Source organism: Undibacterium sp. 5I2 (assembly GCF_035019605.1).
Classification (GTDB): Bacteria; Pseudomonadota; Gammaproteobacteria; order Burkholderiales; family Burkholderiaceae_D; genus Undibacterium.
In genome coordinates, this window is record NZ_JASJVS010000001.1 from 15,076 (window position 1) to 39,724 (window position 24,649).

General features: G+C 54.6%; 20 protein-coding genes, 1 tRNA gene and 1 other RNA gene. 8 read left to right on the forward strand and 14 right to left on the reverse strand.

Going from position 1 to position 24,649, the window contains the following annotated elements; all coding sequences use genetic code 11:
• Window positions 1-139 precede the first annotated feature (139 nt).
• From dnaG to QN359_RS00110, 5 genes are all read right to left on the reverse strand, one after another.
• The gene (gene dnaG, locus QN359_RS00090) at window positions 140-1,933 is read right to left on the reverse strand and encodes a DNA primase (RefSeq protein ID WP_322249231.1); all 1,794 of its coding nucleotides are present in this window, start codon (window positions 1,931-1,933) and stop codon (window positions 140-142) included.
• Between the two features lie 45 nt (window positions 1,934-1,978).
• Window positions 1,979-2,425 (reverse strand): GatB/YqeY domain-containing protein, encoded by a 447-nt coding sequence (locus QN359_RS00095; protein WP_322249232.1) that lies wholly within the window; start codon window positions 2,423-2,425, stop codon window positions 1,979-1,981.
• Between the two features lie 124 nt (window positions 2,426-2,549).
• Window positions 2,550-2,762, reverse strand: coding sequence for a 30S ribosomal protein S21 (gene rpsU, locus QN359_RS00100; protein WP_005877634.1), 213 nt, complete (start codon window positions 2,760-2,762; stop codon window positions 2,550-2,552).
• Between the two features lie 224 nt (window positions 2,763-2,986).
• Window positions 2,987-4,186, reverse strand: a complete 1,200-nt coding sequence (locus QN359_RS00105; RefSeq protein WP_322249233.1) for an NAD(P)/FAD-dependent oxidoreductase — start codon at window positions 4,184-4,186, stop codon at window positions 2,987-2,989.
• Between the two features lie 154 nt (window positions 4,187-4,340).
• Window positions 4,341-5,507: a hypothetical protein gene (locus tag QN359_RS00110; protein WP_322249234.1), complete on the reverse strand. Its 1,167-nt coding sequence runs from the start codon at window positions 5,505-5,507 to the stop codon at window positions 4,341-4,343.
• 418 nt (window positions 5,508-5,925) lie between these two features.
• Here QN359_RS00110 and QN359_RS00115 point away from each other — a divergent pair, with 418 nt between their 5' ends.
• A complete protein-coding gene (locus QN359_RS00115) occupies window positions 5,926-8,199 on the forward strand; it encodes a TonB-dependent receptor (protein ID WP_322249235.1) in 2,274 nt (757 codons plus the stop codon).
• Window positions 8,200-8,274: 75 nt separating this feature from the next.
• Here the strand turns inward: QN359_RS00115 and ybiB are convergent, their stop codons facing one another.
• From ybiB to QN359_RS00140, 5 genes are all read right to left on the reverse strand, one after another.
• The gene (gene ybiB, locus QN359_RS00120) at window positions 8,275-9,276 is read right to left on the reverse strand and encodes a DNA-binding protein YbiB (RefSeq protein WP_322249236.1); all 1,002 of its coding nucleotides are present in this window, start codon (window positions 9,274-9,276) and stop codon (window positions 8,275-8,277) included.
• A 14-nt stretch (window positions 9,277-9,290) separates the two neighbouring features.
• A complete protein-coding gene (locus QN359_RS00125; RefSeq protein ID WP_322249237.1) occupies window positions 9,291-9,743 on the reverse strand; it encodes an EVE domain-containing protein in 453 nt (150 codons plus the stop codon).
• 93 nt (window positions 9,744-9,836) lie between these two features.
• Window positions 9,837-10,016, reverse strand: a non-coding RNA gene (gene ssrS, locus QN359_RS00130) — 6S RNA.
• 67 nt (window positions 10,017-10,083) lie between these two features.
• Complete coding sequence (locus QN359_RS00135; protein ID WP_322251011.1) at window positions 10,084-10,395, reverse strand: cell division protein ZapA; 312 nt, start codon at window positions 10,393-10,395, stop codon at window positions 10,084-10,086.
• 11 nt (window positions 10,396-10,406) lie between these two features.
• Window positions 10,407-10,625, reverse strand: a complete 219-nt coding sequence (locus tag QN359_RS00140; protein WP_323493546.1) for a DUF904 domain-containing protein — start codon at window positions 10,623-10,625, stop codon at window positions 10,407-10,409.
• 398 nt (window positions 10,626-11,023) lie between these two features.
• Between QN359_RS00140 and trxA the strand changes: the two genes are divergently transcribed.
• Both trxA and rho read left to right on the forward strand, forming a co-directional pair.
• Complete coding sequence (gene trxA, locus QN359_RS00145) at window positions 11,024-11,350, forward strand: thioredoxin TrxA (protein ID WP_322249239.1); 327 nt, start codon at window positions 11,024-11,026, stop codon at window positions 11,348-11,350.
• A gap of 188 nt (window positions 11,351-11,538) precedes the next feature.
• On the forward strand, window positions 11,539-12,801 hold the full coding sequence (gene rho / locus QN359_RS00150) for a transcription termination factor Rho (RefSeq protein ID WP_322249240.1): 1,263 nt from the start codon (window positions 11,539-11,541) through the stop codon (window positions 12,799-12,801).
• Between the two features lie 222 nt (window positions 12,802-13,023).
• Here the strand turns inward: rho and QN359_RS00155 are convergent, their stop codons facing one another.
• From QN359_RS00155 to QN359_RS00165, 3 genes are all read right to left on the reverse strand, one after another.
• Window positions 13,024-14,466, reverse strand: a complete 1,443-nt coding sequence (locus QN359_RS00155) for an efflux transporter outer membrane subunit (RefSeq protein WP_322249241.1) — start codon at window positions 14,464-14,466, stop codon at window positions 13,024-13,026.
• Window positions 14,467-14,468: 2 nt separating this feature from the next.
• Window positions 14,469-17,612, reverse strand: coding sequence for a multidrug efflux RND transporter permease subunit (locus tag QN359_RS00160; protein WP_322249242.1), 3,144 nt, complete (start codon window positions 17,610-17,612; stop codon window positions 14,469-14,471).
• A gap of 75 nt (window positions 17,613-17,687) precedes the next feature.
• Entirely contained in the window at window positions 17,688-19,013 is a 1,326-nt protein-coding gene (locus tag QN359_RS00165) for an efflux RND transporter periplasmic adaptor subunit (protein WP_322249243.1), read from the reverse strand.
• Window positions 19,014-19,365: 352 nt separating this feature from the next.
• Between QN359_RS00165 and QN359_RS00170 the strand changes: the two genes are divergently transcribed.
• Window positions 19,366-20,007, forward strand: coding sequence for a TetR family transcriptional regulator (locus tag QN359_RS00170; protein ID WP_322249244.1), 642 nt, complete (start codon window positions 19,366-19,368; stop codon window positions 20,005-20,007).
• Between the two features lie 15 nt (window positions 20,008-20,022).
• Here the strand turns inward: QN359_RS00170 and QN359_RS00175 are convergent, their stop codons facing one another.
• The gene (locus tag QN359_RS00175; protein WP_416200205.1) at window positions 20,023-20,652 is read right to left on the reverse strand and encodes a trimeric intracellular cation channel family protein; all 630 of its coding nucleotides are present in this window, start codon (window positions 20,650-20,652) and stop codon (window positions 20,023-20,025) included.
• Window positions 20,653-20,897: 245 nt separating this feature from the next.
• Between QN359_RS00175 and QN359_RS00180 the strand changes: the two genes are divergently transcribed.
• The 4 genes from QN359_RS00180 to QN359_RS00195 all read left to right on the forward strand — a co-directional run bounded on the left by QN359_RS00180 (window position 20,898) and on the right by QN359_RS00195 (window position 24,578).
• Window positions 20,898-21,167: a type B 50S ribosomal protein L31 gene (locus tag QN359_RS00180; RefSeq protein WP_322249245.1), complete on the forward strand. Its 270-nt coding sequence runs from the start codon at window positions 20,898-20,900 to the stop codon at window positions 21,165-21,167.
• A gap of 116 nt (window positions 21,168-21,283) precedes the next feature.
• Window positions 21,284-23,002 (forward strand): glycosyltransferase family 39 protein, encoded by a 1,719-nt coding sequence (locus QN359_RS00185; protein WP_322249246.1) that lies wholly within the window; start codon window positions 21,284-21,286, stop codon window positions 23,000-23,002.
• Window positions 23,002-24,387, forward strand: coding sequence for an MATE family efflux transporter (locus QN359_RS00190; RefSeq protein ID WP_322249247.1), 1,386 nt, complete (start codon window positions 23,002-23,004; stop codon window positions 24,385-24,387). The genes QN359_RS00185 and QN359_RS00190 overlap by 1 nt, the downstream gene beginning before the upstream one ends.
• 106 nt (window positions 24,388-24,493) lie before the next feature.
• Window positions 24,494-24,578 (forward strand) — tRNA-Leu (locus QN359_RS00195).
• Window positions 24,579-24,649 lie beyond the last annotated feature (71 nt).

The following is a 24,649-nucleotide window of genomic DNA, read 5'->3' on the forward strand; positions in this document are numbered from 1 at the left end:
ATGGGACTGATAAAAAAATAGGCAATCAGTTTTCAAAAGATAAACTCAAAGCATGATTAAGCGCAAACAAACAGATTATCATGCTGCTGAAATATTCAGCAGCGCCCCGTTACTACCATAGACAAAAAACTGCTTTTCATCAACGATTGGCGGCTTCGGTGATCGCTTGCTTGCGCAATTCTTCTTGCAATTGCATGATTTCTCGCCAACGCGCGCGTGCCTCATCGGTTTGCAAGCCACCCGAAGCCAAACGCTCGGCCTCGTTTTTCAAGGCCTGTGAACGAATCTGCCGGATTGCGCCGAGTAATTCGAGCTTGACCAAGTCAGGGTCGGTATCGGTTTGTTCGGCGACCTCGGCAATCAAACCATCGAAGTCGGCACTCACATTGCGTAATTGCTCGGCCAAGGCAGCAAATTGCGCGCCCTCACCCATTGATTGCGCAGTAGCAACCAACTGACCGAGCATGGCCGCTCCGTCGGGGGCCAGCAAGGCAGCTTCGGCCAATAAGTCGGCATCGAGCAGCATCGCCAGGGCCGGGTAAGCCACCAGAATGCGCATGATCTGGCGCTCCAAACCAACCGGCGCACTGCGCTTGGATTTCGGCGGCGCTTGCTTTTGACGCGCAACTGGCTGCGCAAGTTCAAACAGGGCTTCAATTTCCGCCGGTGTAGTTTGCGTGACTTGCGCCAAATTGCGCACGATTTGCAAACGCAAACCGGAAGCTTGCATACCTTGCAACATCGGCTTGGCATCGAACTGGGTTTTAGCGCGCCCTTCGGCGGTGGTCAAATCGTTGTCGCTGATCATTTCACGCATGAAAAATTGCGACAGCGGCATGGCACCACGGACTTCCTGCTCGAAGGCGTCGGCACCGAATTGACGAATGTAACTGTCAGGATCGTGCTCGGTCGGTAAGAATAAAAATTTGATGAATTTGTCATCATTGGCGTGCGGCAGACAGGCATCGAGGGCGCGCCGCGCCGCGCGACGACCGGCGCTGTCGCCATCGAAACTGAACACCACGTGATCGGTTTGGCGCAGCAGTTTTTGCACATGCGTAGCGGTACAGGCCGTGCCCAGCGTCGCCACCGCTTGGGGAAAACCCATTTGCGCCAGCGCCACCACGTCCATATAGCCTTCAGTCACCAGCACATAGCCGGCTTCACGAATGGCTTGGCGTGCCTCGAACAAGCCATACAATTCCAAGCCTTTTTGAAACAGCGGCGTTTCCGGCGAATTCAAATACTTCGGTTCGCCCTGCTCCATGATACGCCCACCGAAACCGATGATCTGCCCCTTGGTATTGCGAATCGGGAACATCACGCGGTCACGGAAACGATCATAACGCTTGCGTTGCCCGCCTTCCTCATCGCTTTTGTCGATGACTAAGCCGGCTTCCACCAGCTCCGGGGCTTGGTAATCGCCATACACGCTGCGCAAACTGTCCCAGGCATCGGGCGCGAAGCCGAGCGCAAAACGGGCCGCCACTTCGCCGGTTAAACCGCGTTTTTTCAGGTAGGCGATGGCGCCTGGTGCCGTGCGCAGCTGTTGCTTGTAGTAATCGCCGGCCTTGGTCATTACTTCCGACAAGGCCAGGCTTTTGGCTTGCACTTCCGCGCGCTGCGCCGGTAACAAACGATCTTCTTCCGGCACGATCATGCCGTTGTTCTGGGCCAGATCGCGAATCGCATCGACGTAACTGAGGCCGGAATATTCCATCAAAAAACCGATCGAGCTACCATGCGCACCACAACCGAAGCAGTGATAAAACTGCTTGGTCGGGCTGACCGTGAAGCTCGGCGATTTTTCGTTATGGAAGGGGCATAAACCCATGTAGTTGGCACCGCCCTTTTTCAGCTGGACGTAGCCACCCACCACGTCGACAATGTCGACGCGGGCCAGCAAATCTTGAATGAAACTTTGCGGTATCACAGGAGTTGACGCATGCCGTCGAGCGCTTCGTTATGTGGACTGCAATTAACGCGTCAACGCGGCTTTAACCAAGCCCGATACCTTACCCATGTCAGCACGACCGGCCAACTGGGTTTTAAGCACGTCGATGACCTTGCGCATGTCTTGCGGGCCGGCTGCGCCGGTTTGCGCCACTGCTGCAGTCACGGCCGCAGCCACTTCTTCATCCGACAAGGCAGCCGGCATATAGGCCGATAAGACCAGCAATTCGGCTTTTTCGATGTCGGCCAAATCTTGGCGGGCACCGGCTTCGAATTGCTGTATCGAATCTTTGCGCTGTTTGATCATTTTTTCTATGATCGCCAAGACCATCGCGTCGTCGAGCTCAATGCGTTCATCGACTTCGCGTTGTTTCATCGCGGCAGTCAACAGACGGATGGTGCCGAGCTTGACGGCTTCCTTGGCACGCATGGCGGCTTTCATGTCTTCGGTAATTTGTTCTTTCAAACTCATTTTGCTCTCCTGATACGGAATCGAATAAAAACACAAAGCCCGCTGCGGCTGACCGGAGCGGGCATGCAAACCTAAGCGGTATTACATTGCAGCGTTACTGGCATAGCCAGAAACAGAGGCAATATCAATACATTTTCTTAGGCAATTGCTGACTACGAATGCGTTTGTAGTGACGCTTAACTGCGGCCGCCAGCTTACGCTTGCGCTCTGCAGTTGGCTTCTCGTAGAACTCGCGAGCACGCAATTCGGTCAACAGACCGGTCTTTTCGATAGTGCGCTTGAAGCGGCGCATGGCGACTTCGAACGGCTCGTTTTCTTTAAGGCGAATTGTGGTCATTTAAGTTCAAACCATGGAAAGATTATAGGAAGAACGAGATAGTAGCAGGGTTTTCGATTTAAGGGAAGGTGGATGATTAAATCTTACGCAAATAATGCGTACCACTTGAACCGAAAACCACAAAAAGCTGTCGGCTCTCGCGTGTATGTTTCAATTTGTCAGAGCCGCAGTATCGGCCAAAAGCGCCGCTTTGTCCACCTCTGTTCACAAAAAGACATGAACAATCACACCGCCTGCCCGGCTGCCGAACCCGAAGCCCATGCCCATTGGAAGTTATAACCACCTAACCAGCCGGTCACATCGATGGCTTCGCCGATGAAATACAAGCCTGGCACAGCATTGGCCATCATGCTTTGCTGCGACAGCGCCCGGGTGTCAACGCCACCGCGTGTCACTTCAGCCTTGCGGTAGCCTTCCGAGCCATCCGGCACAATTTCCCACTGGTTGATTTTTTGTCCGAGTTCGCGCAAGCGTTTATCTTGCATGTCAGCGATTTTTTGTTGTCCGTCGAAACCATGCGCGGCCAATAATCCGTCGGCCAAGCGTTGCGGCAGGTATTGGGCTAAATAATTAGCCAGATTTTTTTTACTGCTGCTCTTGGCGGCAATCAGTTCCGCGGCCAATTCACAGTCGGGCAGTAAATTCAGGCGTATCGGCGCGCCTGCTTGCCAAAAACTGGAAATCTGCAAAATGCCGGGACCAGACAAGCCGCGGTGGGTGAATAAGATGTCTTCACGAAACAGCGCGCGTTGCTTCTTTTCGCCGGTTTCAACGGTCACGGCCAGCGCGATACCGGCCAGCGGCACGAAGGCTTCCCAATCGCGCAGGGCGAAGCTCAGGGGTACCAAGGCTGGCCGCGGCTCGATGACTTTGAGGCCGAATTGGCGCGCAATCTGATGGGCGAAGTCGGTGGCACCGATTTTCGGTATCGATAGGCCACCGCTGGCGATCACCACACTGCTCACTGCTATGCTGCCGGTGGCAGTCTCAAGCACGAAGCCACCAGCGGCCGCTGGCGCAACTGCCGCCACGCTGCATGGCATGCGCCAGCTTACGCCGGCGCGATCGCATTCAGTTTTGAGGACGCGGATAATGTCTTCGGCGCTGTCGTCGCAGAATAACTGGCCTTTGTGCTTTTCATGCCAAGCCACGCCGTGCCGTTTGAGCAAGGCTAAAAAATCCTGCGGTGTGTAGCGCGACAAGGCGCTTTTGCAGAAATGCGGGTTGTCCGATAAGAAATTCGCCGGCCCAGTTTCTAGATTGGTGAAGTTGCAGCGTCCGCCACCGGAAATGCGGATTTTCTCGGCCAAGCGGGTGGCGTGATCAATCAGTACCACGCGGCGGCCACGTGCAGCGGCGACGGCCGCACACATCATTCCGGCGGCACCGGCACCGATCACGGCGACATCATATTGCTGGTTCATGCGATTCCCATCTTCAATTGAGGCGAGATTGTAGCCTAGGCGCCTATCGGACTGAGGGAATCGCAGCAAAAAATCATCAGCGCAACAAAAAGGGCGTGCCCGATACCATCCGGTCACGCCCTTTTTAAAGCGGCTGCGCCACCCCGCGCTGAGTCTATTTAGACAAGCGGCACAAGGCCACGGACTTGGCCGCTACCCGCTCGACGGCAAACAAGCTCGACGACAAAGGCAGAACCAAGGCCCCTTGGCTGATGCTGTCACCGCTGGCGACATTGACGGCAAAGCCATTGATGCTAAACAAGTTGTTAGCGTCATTGACTTTATTAAAGCTCAGATTATTCGTCGCGGCCGTTGTGCTCGGCAACAATGTCGCTTGGATCACGCTACCGCTGACGCTGAGGCTGGCAATCGCCGTGCCGGCGTCGGCACAATCCCAACTGCCGTTGAGTTCACTGCCTGTCAATGCCTGCTGTTTGACGGCATACAACGCACCGGAACGCATCACCGGCGGCGTGTCGGTGTTATAGCCATAGTGATCAAATACCAATACGGCACCGCGGTCGCCCGCTTGTACCGTCAGGGTACCGAATTCACTGCCGTTTTGCTGCAAATGCAGACGGCCATCGGCATTATTGGTCTGCACCGTCAGTGTTACCGGCGCTTGGGCCGCTGTCTGCGTCGATACATTCGAACACGTGCCATTGGCATTTGCCTGGCCACCGACGCACACGGTCACGCTCTTGCCGCTGGCATCGAGCGAAATGGTACCGGCCACAGTGCTCGGCGAGCCACCATTGCTGGCATTGCGGCCTTTGCCAATAAAATTGTAGATGCCGGCAAGATTGCTCAGACTGGCCGGCAGCGCATAGCTGCTGCCAGTTACCGTAGCGGCAATGGCACCGAGCTTGACGCGGCCGACCAGCGTGCTGGTGCGCGTATCGAGTTTCAGATCAAAACTGCCGTTCGCACCGGTCAGCGTTACCAAGCTGCCGCTAGTCGTTTTGCTGTAGGTGCCGCTGAGATCGCTCAAGCCGTATTGGGTCGACAAGACGCGAATGCTGAAACTGCCATCCTGATTCAAAGTCAGGCGCCAACTGTCGCCGACATCGGCGACCAAGTCATACACGCTGGCGGTGCTGCTGTTGCCAGTAAGCGCGCTTAATCCGAGTTGACTGGCAGTGGCCGCCGAGGCGCTGGTCACCGCATCGAGTGTGACCACGGGCGTCACCACCGCGACCGGTGCCGTGCTAGTGCTGGAACCGCCACCGCAAGCGGCGAGCAAGAAACAAAGAGAGGCGCCGCTTAAATAGATTTTTTTCACAAGAAATTTCCCTGAACTTTTAAAAAATTGATTTTGCTCTAGAGCACAAAATACCGCCATGTAACAAATGTTCTATATCAGTGAATTCCCTCATTTCGCTCACCAGAACGGAATCTGTCCAGATAGCAGCAAGAACCTCGCACCAACATCTTGCATTGCAAAAGATTGCTTTATATCAGTGCGCGTGTTTGAAAAACGCAACGTTTACTAGGCTTTTAAAATTGAATTAAAGCTATAAAACAAGAAATTCTTGACTTGCTTTCGGCAAAATCGGATAACAGATCAGCGGCTGCGCAAACGTTTGCGCAGCCCTTAATAAATAAGCAAAACTGTTTATCAAGCAGGTGTCGTATAAATAATTTTGCACCATAAAAGATCCTTTACTCGGACAAAAAAACTTACCTTTGGGATGTCATTCATGCGTAATTACTCTACCCGCCAACTGTTGACGGGCACCACCCGTTCGCTGATCGCGCTGGCCATTACCGCCGCGTTTCCTATCCACGCCGCCTGGGCACAAGAAGTCGCACCGGCAGCACAAAAAAATGATGCAGTGAAACTCGAAACTGTCATCGTGACGGCCAACCGCCGCGCAGAAAACATTAAAGAAGTGCCGATGTCGATTTCTGCCATCAAAGGCGAGGCGCTCGATACTTATAATGCCAGCGGTCAAGACATTCGATTTTTGTCAGCGCGGGTACCGAGTTTGAACATCGAATCCGATTTCGGTCGTGCCTTCCCGCGTTTTTACATCCGTGGCTTAGGTAATACCGATTTCGATCTGAATGCTTCACAACCGGTCGGCTTGGTCTACGATGATATCGTGCAAGAAAGCCCTATGCTCAAAGGCTTTCCGGTGTTTGACGTGGAACAAGTGGAAGTGCTGCGCGGCCCGCAAGGTACTTTGTTCGGTCGCAACTCGCCGGCCGGCATCATCAAGTTTGAATCGGCCAAACCGAGCAATCGTTTTGAAGGCTATGGCAGCGTCGGTTACGGTAACGATGGTGCCGTCAATCTCGAAGGTGCCGTTAATGTACCGCTCAACCAAGACTGGGCGATGCGCATTGCCGGTCAGGCACAAAGCCGCGACGACCGCGTGACCAATCCGCGCGCCACCGGCACCAAAACCTTTGAGGGTTACCACGATAACGCCATGCGTCTGCAACTGGCTTATAAAAATGGTAATTTCAACGCCTTGTTCAATGTGCATGGCCGCGATATGGCAGGTAGTGCGACGCTGTTCCGCGCCAACATCATCAAAAAAGGTACGAATGATTTGGTACCAGGTTTTGATTACAGCAACTACCCTACCGACGGCATCAACCATCAAACTTTGAGCTCGTCCGGTGCCAGCGCCCGTCTGCGTTGGGATCTCGACGGTATGACCTTGCATTCGATCACAGGCTACGACCGCGCCAAGTTCTACAGCCGTGCCGACGTCGACGGCGGCTATGGCGCGGTGTTTACCGGCCAGGCTTCCGGCCCAGGCGTGATTCCCTTCCCGTCCGAAACGGCGGATGGTATGCCTTACCTGCGTCAGATCACTCAGGAAGTGCGACTCGAGTCCAACACCAAGGATGCTTTGCAATGGATCGCCGGCTTGTACTACTTCAGTGAAAATCTGCAAGTTGACAGCTTCGATTACAACTCGCTGGGCGGCAATGTTCAGGATGGCTATGCGGTTCAACACCAGAATGCCAAATCGTATGCGGCTTTCGGTTCGCTCAACTACGCGGTCAATGATCGATTGAAAGTACGCGGCGGTTTGCGCTACACCAGCGATAAGAAAGAGTTCGATGCCCAGCGTCAATGGACTCCAGGCAAGCCTATCAGCGCCGGTGGTACAGCCGTGCTGACGGCCAATCCGAGTTCGAACAACCTGACTTGGGATTTGAGCAGCAGCTATGCGCTCGACAAACAAACCAATGTGTTTGCGCGCGTCGCTACCGGTTACCGTGCCCCGAGTATTCAAGGTCGCGTCTTGTTCGGCGATACCATTTCGGAAGCGAAATCGGAAACCACCTTGTCGTTTGAAGCTGGTATCAAACAAGATATCCTCGACAATACGGCACGTCTGAGCGCCACGGTATTCCAATACACGGCCAAAGATTTGCAACTGACGGCAGGCAGCGGCGGCGTCAACCAGAATAAACTGGTCAATGCCGCCAAAGCCACTGGCCAAGGTATCGAACTCGATATGCAAGCCAATTTGAGCCGCAACTGGAAAGCGACCATCGGTGCCAGTTACAATGAAACGCAAATCAAAGATCCTGGCCTGTTCGTTGCTGCCTGCGGCAATGGCTGCACGGTGACCAACGCAGCCGGTTCGGTCGCCGGCAGCACTTCGATCAATGGCAATCCCTTGCCACGCGCACCTAAATGGGTAGGCAACTTTACCCTGCGTTACAGTACGCAAATCGGCGAAGGCACGCTGTATGCCAATACCGATTGGGCTTACAAAGACAAATACAATATGTTCTTGTATGAAGCCAAGGAATACACGGCGAAGTCTTTGTTAGAAGGCGGTTTGCGCGTCGGTTACGTCTGGGCTGATGGAAAATATGAACTCGCTGCCTATGGTCGCAACATCACCAATAAACAGCAAGTCATCGCCGCCATCGACTTCAATAACTTGACTGGCATTTTGAATGAACCACGCAGCTACGGCGTGCAATTCAAAGCGAACTTTTAATTGAGCCTTGCAGTCTGAAAAAAACGCGCCACGGTTTGCACCGGGCGCGTTTTTTTTGAGGCAAGCGCGGCAAGCTTATCCGCCCTGCCCTTGCTTGATACGCCGAGCCACATCGATACACAAAGCGACTTGGCGGGCGATATTCGTCGGCACCGGCTGTTGACCGCACAGCACCTCACTGATCCATGCCGCCGTGCTGGCGGCATCAATCGCCGCTGGCACGGCGGCCGCTGGCCCACTCAGCAGTTCTTCCGTCTCCAACAAGACTTCGCGCTGCCCCTGATGTATCCAGTCTATGCGCTGGGCACGTCCGGTGCTGGCCACGGCTTCGCCTTCGGTACCACGCATCAGGAACACTTCGCCGGCATCGGCCGGTGCGGCATGCAGCAAATACTCGCTGAGCATGTTCAAGTATTCGGGATGGGTATAGGAATTCAAGCGCAAGACGGGCGTCGTGAACGGTTGGAGTAATTTCACCAGGGTATGGGCCGAGTTGCGCACGCCTAAGATACGGCGCATGCTGAGCTGGTTTGCCAGTGCCGGTGATAAGGTTTGTATCGTCATGAACACCGGCTGCTGCGCCGCCATTTGCAAGGATACGTGCTCAGCCGATTGCGCGGCAGTGATGCCGAGGGCTGCAAAAATTTCGGCCGAGGTAACGCGACCGGGATCGTCTGCCACGCCGTGCACCAATACTGGCACGCCGGCTTGGGCCAACAACAGCGCGAGTAAGGGCGTTAAATTGGCTTTTTTGCGTGCGCCGTTATAACTCGGTATCACCACCGGTGCAAACTCGCTCTCGACTGGGGCGCTCAAGTCCAATAAAAAATCAGCGGCGGCAGCGAGAAAGCCAGCCACTTCGTCTACCGATTCGCCCTTGATACGCATGGACAGTAAAATCGCCCCGAGTTCCAGCTGCGAGACGCGTCCGGCCAGCATGGCCGCGTACAGGGTGGTGGCATCGACACGCGTCATATTACGTGCACCGTCTTTGCCACGGCCAATTTCTTTGATCCAGCGGGCGGCTGACAGCGGCTGCGCTGCGACGGCGTTCATGCCAGTCGTGTGATTCATCATGTTCTTTATCCTTATCATTCCAGCAGTGCCAGCACGGCCTGCCATTGTGCCGCACTGACCGGCGTGATTGACAAGCGGCTGCCTTTTTGCAGTAGCGGCATATCGCTCAAGGCCGGCGTGGCGCGCATTTCGCTCAGACTGAGCAGACGCGTTTTGCGCTGCGCCTGCAGATCGACCATGATCCAACGCGGCTGTACCGGCGTCGATTTGGCGTCGTAGTAGCGGCTGGCCGGGTCGAATTGGGTGTGATCGGGATAGGCCGTACTGATTACTTGCGCCAAACCGGCAATGCCGGGGGTGGCGCAGCTGGAGTGATAAAACAGTACGCCGTCACCGGGCTGCATAGCGTCACGCATAAAATTACGCGCTTGGTAATTGCGCACCCCGAACCACGGCACGGCTGACAGCGCCAGCGCGTCGTCGATACTCAGTTCTGCCGGTTCCGATTTCATCAACCAGTAAGCCATGCCACTCCATCCGCTGAAAAAAACCTGATTACCGCACCGGTAACGCCAAGGTGCATAAAAAAACGGCTGTCATGAATGACAGCCGTTCAAAAATAAGTCCCCACCGATGCCGCTATGCCGGCATCCTGAACCTGAGGGTTCAAGTTGGCTACGGTCAGTTCCGTTTCGGGTTCATCGGGCTAGCGACGCTCACACCCACAGAACAATATCCCGCGGCCTATGCACATAAATGGTTCAAGGAATATATGGCATTGGCGAGCACGGCAGGGAATTGAAGTTTACTCCCAAATACTGTGGCAGGGGAAGCGATTTCAATTAATTTAAATAATCTAGGGGCGGTTCAAAATAGTTTTTCTTGCGCATTCAAAGCTTGGTCCATCAACACATGCATGTGTTCCATCTTTTGCTTGACTTCCGACATGGACATCCCCGACAAAGGACCTTCCGGCGACTTGGTTGCCAACAGTTCAGTCGTCATGCCTAGCGCTGCCATCACGGCGATGCGGTCGGTGCCTTTGACTTTGGAAGAGTCGCGCAGGGCCGTCATTTTCGCATCGAGAAACGCGGCCGCTTCGCGCAGCGCGCGGTCTTCGCCTTCGCGGCAGGACAGCTTGTAGCTCTGTGCCATGATGGTGACGTCGACCTGGATCACTTTTTTATCGCTCATACTGCTTCCTCATCTTCAATGATTTCGGCCGGCAGTTGGCTGAGCAAAGCGCTGGTACGCGCATGCGCCTCTTGCATGCGCTGTTGCATACCCAGATTTTGTGCCGTCAAGGTAAGCAGTTCATGGCGCAGACCGGCATTTTCCGCGCGCAGGGCATGCGTGAGCTCAGAGAGTTTGGCGACTTTTTCAGCTAGCAATTGAAAATCGGAAATCATCATAGATATTTAAAGGACAGCAACAAATCTGGACTCTCATTATACGAGCAATTTTTCGGCGCGCAGTCGTTCCGATGGCTGCGGAAGTGAAAATGACTGAAAAAAATCGTCACAGTACTAAACAAATGGATACATTCTGTCTGTTGAATGCCTATTTTTTGTGAGTGAGAACACAAATTGTCCGTTTGCATCCCACATTTTTTAAAAATAGGTTATTATTTGGCGTCTGGCCGACCACGCTTGACTCGACGCTGGCGTAGCAATGGTGAAATTTATCCGCGCCATTGAATTACTATCAATCGCCACCAGATTCAACACTGAATATGGCGATTTGCCAAGACATTCCGCTATTCTGTGGCGCTGTTACCCCTTAATTTTTCCCTCTCGACGAGGATCCCATGAGCGAAAACATCAAACATGTAAGCGATGCTTCTTTTGAAGCTGACGTATTAAAATCCGATCTGCCGGTATTGGTCGACTTCTGGGCCGAATGGTGTGGTCCGTGCAAGATGATTGCGCCTATTCTGGAAGAAGTTGCAAAAGAATATGGCGGCAAAATCGTGATCGCGAAACTCGATGTCGATGCGAACCAGGCTATTCCTGCTCAATTCGGTATCCGTGGCATCCCGACCCTGATCTTGTTTAAAAACGGCGCGGTTGCCGCGCAAAAAGTCGGTGCGCTGGCCAAAGGCCAACTGACTGCGTTTATCGACGCCAATATTTAAGCTCTGCACCGTCACTGTGACCGAAACCAGCAACATGGTTTTTCGGCCCAGTGATGGCAGGTAGGCGCCGCAGCGATGTGAGCGACACCAGAAATACATTAATCAAACAATACAAATAACTATTCTGTTTATTCTGTAATTCCTCTGCTCACTCCCCCACCCCATACTCCCATCCCGGGACACTCACCATGCATCTATCTGAATTAAAAGCCTTACACGTATCGGCATTGCTCGAAATGGCTGTAGGGCTTGACATCGACAACGCCGCTCGTATGCGCAAGCAAGAGCTGATGTTCGCGATCTTGAAAAAACGTGCCAAATCAGGCGAACAAATTTTCGGCGACGGCGCCCTTGAAGTCCTGCCCGATGGCTTTGGCTTCTTGCGCTCGCCGGATGCCAGTTACATGGCTTCGACCGACGATATTTATATTTCGCCGTCACAAATCCGTCGTTTCAACCTGCATACCGGTGATTCCATCGAAGGTGAAGTGCGTACGCCGAAAGACGGCGAACGGTATTTCGCGCTGGTGAAGGTAGATAAAGTTAACGGCGAATCGCCGGAAGCCTCGAAACACCGTATTCTGTTTGAAAATCTGACACCGCTGCACCCGAACAAAGTGTTAACGCTGGAACGCGAAATGCGCGGCGAAGAAAACACCACTGGCCGTATCATCGACATGATCGCCCCTATCGGTCGCGGTCAGCGCGGCTTGCTGGTGGCGTCGCCGAAATCTGGTAAATCGGTCATGCTGCAGCACATCGCCCATGCCATCACCACCAATCACCCTGACGTCACGCTGATCGTTCTGCTGATCGACGAACGGCCAGAAGAAGTCACCGAAATGCAGCGTTCTGTGCGCGGCGAAGTAGTCGCCTCGACCTTTGATGAACCGGCCACGCGCCACGTTCAAGTCGCTGAAATGGTGCTGGAAAAAGCCAAGCGTTTGGTTGAAATGAAAAAAGATGTGGTCATCTTGCTCGATTCGATCACTCGTCTGGCACGCGCCTACAATACCGTCATCCCGGCATCGGGCAAGGTGCTCACCGGTGGTGTTGATGCCAACGCATTGCAACGCCCGAAACGCTTCTTTGGTGCTGCGCGCAATATCGAAGAAGGCGGCTCGCTGACCATCATCGCAACGGCCCTGATCGAAACCGGCAGCCGTATGGATGACGTGATCTACGAAGAATTTAAAGGTACCGGCAACATGGAAGTCCATCTCGAGCGCCGTCTGGCCGAGAAACGTGTTTATCCATCGATCAACCTGAACAAATCCGGCACACGTCGCGAAGAGTTGCTGATCAAAGCAGAACAACTGCAAAAAATCTGGATACTGCGTAAGTTGCTCTATAGCATGGACGAAATCGAAGCGATGGAATTCATCCTCGACAAGATGAAAGCCACCAAGAACAACGGCGAGTTCTTCGAGATGATGCGACGAGGGGGATAAGGCAGGGGTTTCGTCACGCATGCGTGGTGCCTGCCGCATCGAAGCGGCATGCTTGCCGCGCCAAAAACAGCACAGCACCACAACAGCCCTTGTCGCAAGCCAAGGGCTTTTTTACGTCTGAAATAAAGCAGCGCCGGCACGTAAGGCCGACGTAAAAACTGCGCGGACAAGCCGCGCAGTTTTCATCCAATATCGTCAAGAGTGACGATCAGAGCCTGGCCATTACTTCTCAGCCAGCAATGCCTGCATATCCCAACCACCACCCAAGGCTTGGTTCAAACTGACCACCGCACTCAGATGTGCACGCTGGGTATCGATCAAGGCCACTTGGGCTTGCCACAGATCGCGTTGCGCATTAAGCACTTCGAGATAGCTGCTGTAACCATTCTTATGCCGCAACTGCGCTAAGCGCAATGAATCTTGCAAAGCCGACACACGACGCTGTCCCGAGTGATAAATTTGCTCACTGGCGGTACTAGCTGTCAAAGCATCATGCACATCGCGGAAGGCCGATTGCACGGCTTGCACGTACTGCGCCAGCGCTTGGTTTTTACGCGCATCAGCGCCTTCGACCAGAGCGCCGATGGCACCGGCACGAAATACCGGCTGGACCAAATTAGCACCGAGATTCCACAACATTGACGCCGGATCGATCAGATTATGCACCCCTTGCGATTCATAGCCGACCGAACTGGTCAGCTTAAGCGTAGGAAAGTACAAGGCCTTGGCTTGACCGACATCGGCATTGGCGGCAACCAGCGATTGTTCCGCGGCGATCAGATCGGGGCGACGGTTCAAAACATCCGATGGCAGCTCGGCCGGCATACGCAGTTGTTGATACAAATTGGCGATATCGCTGCCACGTGCAATCACCGGCTGCGCAATCGCGGCCGGACTACGACCGAGCAAGAGCGCGATGGCCGCTTCGGTATTGGCGACGCTTTGACGCGCTTGTGCCAAACTGATTTCAGCCGCAGCCGCTTCGGAATCGGCCACATGCAGTTCGAGCTCACCGATGCTGCCGGCGGCGAACAACTTGCGTTGCAAACGCAGGGTTTCCACCCGCGCTTGCAGCGTACCTTCAGCCAGCGCCAACTCGGCATCACTGGCACGCAGGGTGAAGTAGTTTTGCGCCAGCGTGCTGTAAAGACTGGTCAGCACGACGCCACGGTTAGCTACTTGCGACAACAAGCGCGCCCGCGCCGCTTCATCGGCACGGCTGAGTTTGCCCCATAAATCGAGCTCATACGAGGCGCTCAGACCGACTTGGTAATCGCGGCTGTATGGATCGGTACCAGGGGCAATCTTGCCGGCATTTTGGCTGGTGCGCAACTTGCTCGCACTCAGAGTCGCGTCGACGGTCGGATAACGATTCGATTTGGCACCGACTGCCAGTGCACGTGCTTCGTCAATCCGCGCCGTGGCCAGTAACAAATTCTGATTGCCATGGCGAGCTTCTTCCAACAAGGCGTCGAGCACCGGGTCTTGAAAGCTTTTCCACCAGGCGGCGTAATCGACCTCGGCCGTGACCAACTTGGTAGCCGGCAGCGCGATGGCGCTTGGCGTATCGAGCTGCGGACGCTGATAATCCGGCGCCAGCGAGGTGCAGCCTGCCAACAGCATACTGGCTGCCAGCGTCGTGAACATAAAAGGGGTTTTCAACATCGTTATTCCTTTGCTGCATTGTGCAAAATGTGGACCGGATGCTCGAAATCCTGCTCCGTGGTTTTCAAACGCTTATCGTTGATCAGCTTGAAAAACAGCGGTACAAAGAAAATCGCCAGGAAGGTCGCCGCCAGCATACCGCCAAGCACACCGGTGCCGAGCGACTGTCGCGCCGCCGCGCCGGCACCACTGGAGAATGCCAGCGGTACCACGCCCAGAATAAACGCCAGCGAAGTCATCAGAATCGGCCGGAAACGCAGGCGTGCCGCTTCCAAGACCGCTGCCACCGGGGCATACCCTTCATGCATTTTCATGACGGCGAATTCGACGATCAGAATCGCATTTTTCGCCGATAAGCCGAGCAAGGTCACCAAGCCGATTTGGAAATACACATCATTATTGAAGTGGCGCAGATACACCGCCAACAAGGCACCGAAAATACCGAATGGCATGGCCAACAAAACTGAAAACGGCAAGGACCATTTTTCATACTGCGCCGCGAGGATGAGGAAAATCATCAACACGCCGGCACCGAGTGCCAGACCAGCCGCATTGCTGCTGCGTTTTTCTTGGAACGAAGCGCCACCCCAATCGTAGACTACGTCAGTAGGCAAGACATTTTTTGCCGCCCGTTCCATAGCTGCAATCGCTTGGCCGGAACTGTAGCCAGGTTTAGCATCGCCGAGCAATTTAATCGCCGGCAAGGCATTGAAGCGCTGGACCGAGTCGGGACCGGAAATGTACTTGACGGTGGTGAAGGCGCGTACCGGTATCATCTGACCAGCGGCGGAACGCACATACATACTGCCGATGTCATCGGGTTTGGCACGGTACTGGCCTTCTGCCTGCAACTGTACGGTATAAATGCGACCGTTTTTGTTGAAGTCATTGACGTAGTAACTACCCATGGTGGCGGCCAGCGTGTTGTAGACATCCGACAAAGCCACACCCATGGCACGCGCTTTCTCATTATCGACGTCGACATACAGTTGCGGCGAATTGGCTTGCCACAAAGTTTTCACGCCCGCTAACTCTGGTTGCTTGTTCGCTTCGGCCAACAGCACAGGCAAGAGCTTGGCCAAACGTTCGACCCCGCCTTCACCGGCATTTTGCAAATAGAATTCAAAACCGCCGGTTTGACCCAGACCTTGAATCGCCGGAGGGCTGAAGAACAGCGGCAGACCTTCTTTGATATGGCCGGTTTTCATATAGCCTTCGCCGACCATTTGCTGCGCCGATTGATTGCGCTCGTCCCAAGGTTTCAAGGGGAAGAACATGGTTGCCGCCGATGACTTCAAGCCGCCACCGCCAAGAAAATCGAGACCAACCAAGGCAAACGTGGTGTCGATGTTCTTATTGGTTTTCATGATGCTTTCGACTTCATGCACCATCTTGTCGGTACGGTCGAGCGAAGCACCTTCGGGCATGATGGCCGCGCCGATGAAATAGCCCTGATCTTCATCCGGAACCAAACCACCCGGTACATTTTTCCACAACACGCCGGTCAAGGCGACCATGCCGAGCACCAGCATGATGCCAAGCACGGCACGTTTGAGGAAGAAGGTAACGCCATCGGTGTAATGCTTGGTCAGACGCAGAAAGGCGGCGTTGAACCAAGTGAAAAAGGCATTATGATTTTCGGTACCGGGCTTAAGCAACAAGGCGCACAAGGCTGGCGTCAGAGTCAGCGCGACGATACCCGACAACACCACGGCGATGGAAATCGTGACCGAGAACTGACGATACAACTCACCTGCCAAGCCGCCGAGAAAGGCGATCGGACCGAACGCTGCCACCAACACCAACACAATCGCGATCACCGGGCCGGTGACTTCGTTCATGGCTTCGATGGCCGCTTCCTTCGGTGTCATGCCTTCTTCATTAATCAAGCGCTCAACGTTTTCCAGCACGACAATCGCATCATCGACCACAATACCGATGGCCAGCACCATACCAAATAGTGTGAGGGTATTGATGCTGTAACCGAGCAGATGTAAACCGGCCATGGTGCCGATCAGTGAAACTGGCACTGCCAAGGTAGGAATGATGGTGGCGCGCCAGCTTTGCAAGAACAAATACACCACGATGAACACCAAGACCATCGCTTCAGCCAAGGTTTTCAATACCTCGGCGATCGATTCGGTGACAAACGGTGTGGTGTCGTACGGGGTGCTGTACTCCATGCCTTCGGGGAATTTCGCCTTCAAGTCTTGCAAGGTTTTTTCCACCGCTTTGCGAGTTTCCAGCGCATTCGCGCCGGTTTGCAGGAACACACCGATATTGGCGGAAGGGTGACCATTGACGCGACCATACAAATTGTAATCTTTGGAACCAAGTTCAACCCGCGCAACGTCTTTGATACGTACCGCCGCGCCACTTTTATCGGAGCGCACGATAATATTAGCGAATTCGCCTGGTTCGAGCAAACGTCCCTTGGCCGTAACGGTCATGGTCAGTTCTTCAGTATTGTTCGGCGGTGCGCCGACTTTACCGGCGGCATACTGGGCATTTTGTTCGGTGATGGCATTCGAAATATCCCCGACCGTGACACCGAGCTGTGCCATACGATCAGGACGCATCCAGATCCGCATCGCATAGTCTTTGCCACCGAAAATCTGAATATTCGTCGTACCCGGTACCCGTTTCAAGGCATCGAGCACATTTTGCGTGGCATAGTTGGACAGATATAAAGCGTCATAGCGGTTATCGGGCGAAAACAAAGCGGCCACTACCAAGAAGTTCGACGAACTCTTGGAGACGGTCACGCCTTGACGTCGGACTTCCTGCGGCAGCTTGGCATCGGCCTGGCGTACTCGGTTATTGACGTTGACGGCAGCGATATCGAGGTTGGTACCGACTTCAAAGGTGACATCGATCGAGACCCGGCCATCGGCCGAGGACACCGAATTCATGTACAACATGTGTTCGACACCGTTGATCTGTTCTTCGATCGGACCGGCGACGGTGCGTTCGACCACTTCGGCCGAGGCACCCGGATACACCGCGGTGACATTCACGACCGGCGGAGAAATCTCCGGGTATCGTGAGATCGGCAGGACGCGTAACGCGGCCAAGCCGGCCAGCACGATAATCAGCGACAGCACAGTCGCGAAAATCGGCCGGTTAATGAAAAATTTTGAGAACATGTAAAATTCCTGTTTGCCTGAGCTGACGATGCAGCTGAATGTTCAGAGAAAAATTGCCTGCTGATAAACGCCGACTTAACTACCGGCTTTGGCGGGCGCTGCTTCCTGTGGCTTAGTTTGTGGTTTGGCTTCCGGCTTGGCTTCCGGCTTAGCCTGTGGTGCTGGCGCGGCCGCATCAGCCGCCGCAGCGGCTTGGGCTGTCACGGCAGTCGGGGTCACCGTCATACCCGGCTCATGCGCTTTGATGAAGCCATCGACCAAGACGCGTTGACCGCTTTCCAAGCCTTTGGTGACAACCCATTCACCATGTGACCAACCGTCGAGCTCCACCGGTTTCGGTACAAGCTTATTATCTGGCGTGACGACAAACACCATTTTTCCAAACGGTCCATCAATCACTGAGCGCTGTGGTACCGCTAAAGCGCCACTGAGTTTCGCGCCACCCAGCACGACACGAACGAATTGACCGGGACGCAGTATGCCATCCGGATTCGGTACCTGAGCGCGCGCATCGAAGCCACCAGTGGCTGGGTTAATCCGTTCGCTGATGAAATTCATCTTGCCGGTGGTAGGGAACAAACTGCCGTCAGCCAGTTTGAGTTGCACAGCAAAGGCCAAACTGCCATTACTGGCACGTTTGCCCGGCAAGGCGACTGCGCCGGCATTGACTTGTTTGGCCACTTTTAAATAATCAGCTTCGGAAATGCTGAAGTTGACATATACAGGATCAGTTTGCACGATGGTGGTGAGCAAGCTGTCTGTACTGCTGAGCAAGCTACCGTTAGACTTGTTAGCTACGCCGGTCACACCGTCGATAGGTGCCAGCACCTTGGTGTAGCCAAGGTTAAGCTTGGCTTCATTGACTTGGGAACGCAGTTGCTGATAACTGGCTTCGGCAGTTTCCAAATTCGATTTGGCATCGTCAAACTCTTTCTGACTGATCGCTTTTTCCGCGGCCAATGGGGCCAAACGCGCATATTCGCGCTTGGCTTGATTGAGTTTGGCTTCGCTGACACCAGCCGCAGCTTGGGCCGAATTGAGCTGAGTCTGGTACGTACCCGGGTCGATCTGGAACAAGACTGCACCGGCTTTGACGCGCGAACCTTCTTCGTACAGACGTTGCTCAAGAATGCCACCGACGCGAGCGCGAACTTCGGTTTCACGCGAACCGGCAGTCTGACCGACATATTCAAAATCGAGCGCCAAGTCGCGCTTTTCGAGCGTGACCACGTTCACGCCTGGTGGCGGCATTTGACCGGGTGCAGCGTGGGCACCCTCTTTACTGCATGCTACCAGTACGACCAGCGGCAGGCCGAGCACCAGCATGCGCGCAGCAGGATGTTGCATCATTTGTTTGATTTGGGTCGACAAGATTGTCGACGGAGCATCTGTAAAACGCATATAAATTCTTTCTTCTGGATTGAAGGGCAGCGTGCTATTATATACATACACGAATGTTTGTAAATATTTTATTGAGCAACCCTAGACTTTGTATGGGTATCGACACGTATCATTATTCTTTTCGGCATGATACGGTTCGTTGCTGAAGTGGCGATCGAAAGCAGTCGGACGGCTAACTTTGTCACTTGCTCGTGCAAGAAGTTCACCAAACCCTGCCCCGCTGCGTGGTTTTAGTCAAAATGTGCATGGAATATCGATAACGACTAGCAAGTCGCAAAAATGCAGGAAGCCCGGATTCACTCGCAGCGGTGTACGCAGCGAGTGAGCCGACAAGCGCTGCCAAGGAAAGAAAATGGTCAGAAAAACCAAAGAAGATACGCAAGAAACCTATTCCGCCTTACTCACTGCGGCTGAACAGGTATTTTCAGAAAAAGGCGTGACCAGAACCACACTCAATGATGTCGCCGTTGCTGCGGGAATGACGCGCGGGGCGATTTACTGGCACTTCAAAGACAAGAATGCCCTGTTTCAGGCCATGTGCGACCGCGCCTTTTTGCCCATGGAAGTGCTGCTCAATGAAATCAGCGGAACACCGGATGCAGAACCACTGGCCGCGCTACGCCAGTTGAATGTCCATTTTCTGCAACTGGTCGCCAGCGGCCAACGCCAGCGCCGCGTATGTGACATCATTTATCACCGCTGTGAAAAAAACATCGAAATGCTGTTTTTTGAAGACGAACGACTCAAACGCGGTGAATGCCTGGCCAAAGTTCAGGCCATCATCGAAACCGCCGCCAAGCAAGGTCAACTACCGGCCGATACCGACGCCGCGTTAGTGATGCAAGCCAACCATGCATTTTTGGTCGGCATCATCCACCAATGGCTGGAAGACCCTTCCGCCTACAGCTTGACCGAGCATGCCGAAGCGATGATGGATATGTTCTTAGCCGGCATGGTGGCCTGCCCGCCGCGCAAAAAAGCTGCGCTTGACTGAATGGTCGCTGCCAGCTCAGACCGGCAGCTTCCAGTTGAATTTGACGGCCAACATGCGCATGGCAAACGTGACCGTGGTGCCGCACAATAGCGCCGCCGCATCGGAGGCATTGAACCAATTGAGCAATAAATAGACCCAGCACCCGGCGAAGGCGCAGGTGGCATAGAGCTGGCTGCGCCGGAACACCAGCGGAATTTCATTACAAATCACATCGCGCAGCACCCCTCCGAATATACCGGTAATCACGCCCATCATGGCACAGACAAACAGCGGCATACCGGCTTCTTGTGCCAGCGAGGTGCCGGTAACGCTGAACAGACCTAAGCCGAATGCATCGGCCCATTCGATCGCACTTTCAGTCAGTGCATGGCGCAAATGTCGCAACAAGGGCATAGCCAATAATGACAAAATAAAAATCAAAATCGGATATTCTTGATTCTCGACCCAGAATAAGGGTCGACGGTCGAGCAAGAGATCGCGCAAGGTGCCACCGCCGAACGCCGTGATGAAGGCCACCGTAAACACCCCGACTGCATCCATGCGCTTGCGGCGCGCTTCAATAAAACCAGAACAGGCGAAAGCGATCACGCCGGCTACCTCGGCCGTGTGCAAGACCGCATTCATTCCCAGATACACCCCACTCATATTGCCTCCATGCTATTTCTATATTAAGGCGAATTTTACTCGTTTCTGCCGTGCACTCAAACTTGCTGCATACCATCACAGCACTGGCGCGCAGCGACAATTTGATTGTATAATCATGGGCTTGGCATTTTGCATAGGCGAAATCCAAGTTAACTTTAACTCTGGCAAGTGATACGCAATCGGATCAAGAAGCAAGGCGATCGACGAAGTGCATATTGGCTACCTAACTTTATACTGAGGCAAGCATGAAACCAGGCATTCACCCAAATTATCGCGATGTGTTGTTCCACGACGTTTCGAACGATTTCAAATTCATCACCCGTTCCACCATCAATACTCGCGACAAAATGGAGTTTGAAGGTAAAGAATACCCACTGGTCAAGATCGAGGTGTCGGCTGAATCCCATCCTTTCTACACGGGCAAGCATAAAATTGTTGATACGGCTGGTCGCGTTGAAAAATTCCGCCAAAAATTCGGCAAAGTTGGTTCCAAGACTTCTATTGCGAACGACTAAGCAGCACGAATTTCAGAAAAAGGCAGCTCCGGCTGCCTTTTTTTCTGCCGCACTCATTACAATATGCGCAGCTCTTTGCATGTGTTGATGCAAGACATTTCCAATAATGAATTGATATGAAGCCAGTCCGCCTGCCTGCCGCTGCCACGATCGCCCTTCCGCGCTGGGGCATCATTGCCCTGTGCCTGCTGTACATCTTGCCCGGTCTGATAGGACGCGACCCATGGAAAGGCGATGACGCCACCAGCTTCGGCATCATGTGGACCATGGCGCATGGCGGTATTGCCGACTGGTTGTGGCCGCATATTGTCGGCATGCCGGTAGCAGAAAAAGGTCCATTGACCTACTGGATAGGCGCGCTCTGCATCAAACTGTTCGGTGCCGTGCTGGGCGAACCGATGGCGGCACGCGTTTCGACCGGTGTATTTTTCGTCATCGGCTCGCTCTCGGTCTGGTACGCCACCTACCTGCTCGGTCGCCGCAACGAAGCACAGCCCTTGAAACTGGCCTTCGGTGGCCAACCGGAAGCACGCGACTTCGGCCGCACCTTGGCCGATGGTGCCCTGCTGATTTATCTCGCTTGCCTCGGCCTGCTGATACCGAGCCATGAAACCAGCGTCGAAACCCTGCAAATTTCTCTGATCGCATTTTGCCTCTACCTGTGCGTGCGTCTGTTCGATGAAGCGCGCCGACTCTTGATTCTGCAATTCGGCATCAGTCTGGGCTTACTGATACTGACCAAGGGCTGGGTGATGCCACTCGGATTAGTCATGAGCCTGGCATTACTATGCCTGTACCGCCGCCAGGCGCGCCCGTTCAAGTATCTGCTGGCGGCGCTGCCGTTGGCGCTGCTGCTGCCGGCTCTGTGGCTATGGGCGATTTCCATGGCACACCCGTACGACAGCACTCCTTACCCGGCGTGGATGCAGTGGAATGCGCGCCAACTGGCGTGGCCGACGATGGCCAGCATCAGCTACTTTTTCAAATACAGCATCTGGTTTGCCTGGCCGGCTTGGCCGTTTGCCGGCTGGGCCATCTACGCTTGGCGGCGGCAAGACAAAGCCCTGCATATCGCGCTGCCGGCAGCATTTTTCCTGTGCGTAACGCTGCTCGCCATGCTCAATCCGAATTCCGAAGATGGTTTGCTCTTGCCGATGCTGCCGCCGCTGGCGATTCTTGCCGCCTTCGGCCTGCCGACTATGAAACGCAGCGCCATCAATGCCGTCGACTGGTTTGCCGTGACCGTACTGACTGCCAGCGCCGGTTTCATTTGGCTCGGTTGGATCGCCGAACAAACCGGCTGGCCGCATAAACTCGGCGCCAAAATCATGCATCTGGCACCGGGGTTTCAAGCCAACTTCAACCCCTTCATTTTTGCCATCGCCTTGGCCGCCACCATTGCCTGGTTTTTGCTGGTGTACTGGCGCATCTCGCGCCAACCGGCGGTGTTATGGCGCGCCGTCGTACTCTCGAGCGGCGGGGTCATCTTGTGCTGGCTGCTGCTGCTCAGTTTATGGCTGCCATGGATCAATCATCGCGTCACTTACCAACCCTTGGCGCAAGAAATCGCGGCACAATTACCAACTGGCAATTACTGCATGGAAGCCTATATCGGCCCCTCACAGCGCAGCTCCTTCGCGTATTTCGGGCAAGTGCATTTTGCCGGTTTCTCGGATCAAGGCTGCGAATTCCTGATGCTGCAACATAATCGCAAGCGCTCGGACGAACCGGATCTGCCGGCCCAATACCGTCTTGAGCAATGGAGCCGAATCTGGAGCGGCCACCGCGCTGCCGATAAAGACGAAACTTTCACCCTGTATCGCCGCAAAAACTGATGAACGAGGCCGGCCGTAGCAGCCTCTGGCGCAGCGCCGCTGGCATCGCCGCGCTGGCCTGGCCGATTCTGATAGGCCAGTTGGCGACTGTTGCCAACGGCGTGATCGATACCGCCATGACGGCGCGCAGCTCGGTTGACGACTTGGCTGCGCTGTCGATCGGCATCTCGATTTATGTGAGTATTTTTGTCGGTCTCAACGGCGTGTTGCAAGCGCTCGCACCGGTGATCGGCCAATTGTTCGGTGCGCGCGAACTCGTGCGCATCGGTGCCAAACTCAAACAAGCCTTGTGGTTGGCCCTGTTCCTGAGCGGCTTGGGCGGCGCGCTGCTGCTCCATCCCGCGCCCTTGCTCGGGATTGCCAGCGCAGCACCGACCTTAAGCGCCAAAGCCACGCTATACCTGCAAATCATCGCCATGGCGCTGCCGGCGACACTGGCATTTCGCATCTACAGCGCGTTCAACAATGCCATCGGCAAACCGAAAATGGTGATGACGATACAGCTATGCGCCTTGGTCCTCAAAATTCCGCTCAATACCCTGTTCATCTTCGGCGGCTGGGGCATACCGGCCATGGGTGGACCCGGCTGCGCGGTCGCCACCACCGTCATCACCTGGAGCATGCTGCTATGCGCTTGGCTGGTACTGCGCCATGCCAGTGTGTATCGCGCTTTCGCGCTGTTCGGCAGCGGCTGGGTGCGCCCGCACTGGCAGGATTTACGCGACCTGCTGCGACTCGGCATACCGATGGGCCTGTCGTATCTGATCGAAGTAACGGCCTACACCTTCATGGCGCTGTTCATCGCTCGGCTCGGTGCCGTCGCTGTCGCCGGCCATCAATTAACGGCCAATTTCGGTACTATTTTGTACATGCTGCCGCTGTCGATCGCCAGCGCCACTGGCACTTTGGTCGCGCGTGCGATCGGTGCCCGCCATCCGGCCGCAGCCAAACAAACTGGCCAAGCCGGCATTCTCTTGGCCGCCGCCTTGGTGATGCCGCTCGGTGCGCTGATCTGGTTTTGCCGCAGCCGTATTCTGCACGCCTACACCGACCAGACTGAAGTCATCGCCGCCGCCCTGCCACTGTTCTTTTTTGTCGCCGTCTATCAAGTGTTTGATGCCATTCAAGTTATCGTCGCCTTCACACTGCGCGCCTACCACGTCGCCGTGGTACCGACCATCCTCTATGCTGTCGCCCTATGGGGTTGTGGCTTGGGTGGCGGTTACTTGATCGGCTTAGACCCGTATCAATGCATGCCGACCGCACTGCACGGCGCCCCCGGCTTCTGGCTAGCCAACAGCCTGAGCATCGCCATGGTTGCCTTGGCGCTGTACCTGTATTTGCAGCGGGTGCAGCGACAGCATGCCGCCAGTTATATTGTCTGAGGCTGGAGTCCGCACACAAACAGCACTGAACAGCCGGCAAAGACCGGCGAAACCGGGCAACTATTGCAACTTGCGGTCATCTCTGTCATAATGCTGCTCATGCGTTGCCGAGATGGCGGAATAGGTAGACGCACGGGACTCAAAATCCCGCGCCGCAAGGCGTGCCGGTTCGATTCCGGCTCTCGGCACCACAAGGATTCAAGCGGCTTACAGCGATGTAAGTCGCTTTTATTTTTTGCGCGCTTAGTTCCGCAATTCGGGC

Excerpts from the sequence above, each read along its gene's own strand:
- QN359_RS00095 (WP_322249232.1), bottom strand. The coding sequence starts at position 2,425 with ATGAGTTTGAAAGAACAAATTACCGAAGACATGAAAGCCGCCATGCGT.
- rpsU (WP_005877634.1), bottom strand. The coding sequence starts at position 2,762 with ATGACCACAATTCGCCTTAAAGAAAACGAGCCGTTCGAAGTCGCCATG.
- QN359_RS00105 (WP_322249233.1), bottom strand. The coding sequence starts at position 4,186 with ATGAACCAGCAATATGATGTCGCCGTGATCGGTGCCGGTGCCGCCGGA.
- QN359_RS00115 (WP_322249235.1), top strand. The coding sequence starts at position 5,926 with ATGCGTAATTACTCTACCCGCCAACTGTTGACGGGCACCACCCGTTCG.
- ybiB (WP_322249236.1), bottom strand. The coding sequence starts at position 9,276 with ATGATGAATCACACGACTGGCATGAACGCCGTCGCAGCGCAGCCGCTG.
- QN359_RS00125 (WP_322249237.1), bottom strand. The coding sequence starts at position 9,743 with ATGGCTTACTGGTTGATGAAATCGGAACCGGCAGAACTGAGTATCGAC.
- QN359_RS00140 (WP_323493546.1), bottom strand. The coding sequence starts at position 10,625 with ATGATTTCCGATTTTCAATTGCTAGCTGAAAAAGTCGCCAAACTCTCT.
- trxA (WP_322249239.1), top strand. The coding sequence starts at position 11,024 with ATGAGCGAAAACATCAAACATGTAAGCGATGCTTCTTTTGAAGCTGAC.
- rho (WP_322249240.1), top strand. The coding sequence starts at position 11,539 with ATGCATCTATCTGAATTAAAAGCCTTACACGTATCGGCATTGCTCGAA.
- QN359_RS00155 (WP_322249241.1), bottom strand. The coding sequence starts at position 14,466 with ATGTTGAAAACCCCTTTTATGTTCACGACGCTGGCAGCCAGTATGCTG.
- QN359_RS00160 (WP_322249242.1), bottom strand. The coding sequence starts at position 17,612 with ATGTTCTCAAAATTTTTCATTAACCGGCCGATTTTCGCGACTGTGCTG.
- QN359_RS00165 (WP_322249243.1), bottom strand. The coding sequence starts at position 19,013 with ATGCGTTTTACAGATGCTCCGTCGACAATCTTGTCGACCCAAATCAAA.
- QN359_RS00170 (WP_322249244.1), top strand. The coding sequence starts at position 19,366 with ATGGTCAGAAAAACCAAAGAAGATACGCAAGAAACCTATTCCGCCTTA.
- QN359_RS00175 (WP_416200205.1), bottom strand. The coding sequence starts at position 20,652 with ATGAGTGGGGTGTATCTGGGAATGAATGCGGTCTTGCACACGGCCGAG.
- QN359_RS00180 (WP_322249245.1), top strand. The coding sequence starts at position 20,898 with ATGAAACCAGGCATTCACCCAAATTATCGCGATGTGTTGTTCCACGAC.
- QN359_RS00185 (WP_322249246.1), top strand. The coding sequence starts at position 21,284 with ATGAAGCCAGTCCGCCTGCCTGCCGCTGCCACGATCGCCCTTCCGCGC.
- QN359_RS00190 (WP_322249247.1), top strand. The coding sequence starts at position 23,002 with ATGAACGAGGCCGGCCGTAGCAGCCTCTGGCGCAGCGCCGCTGGCATC.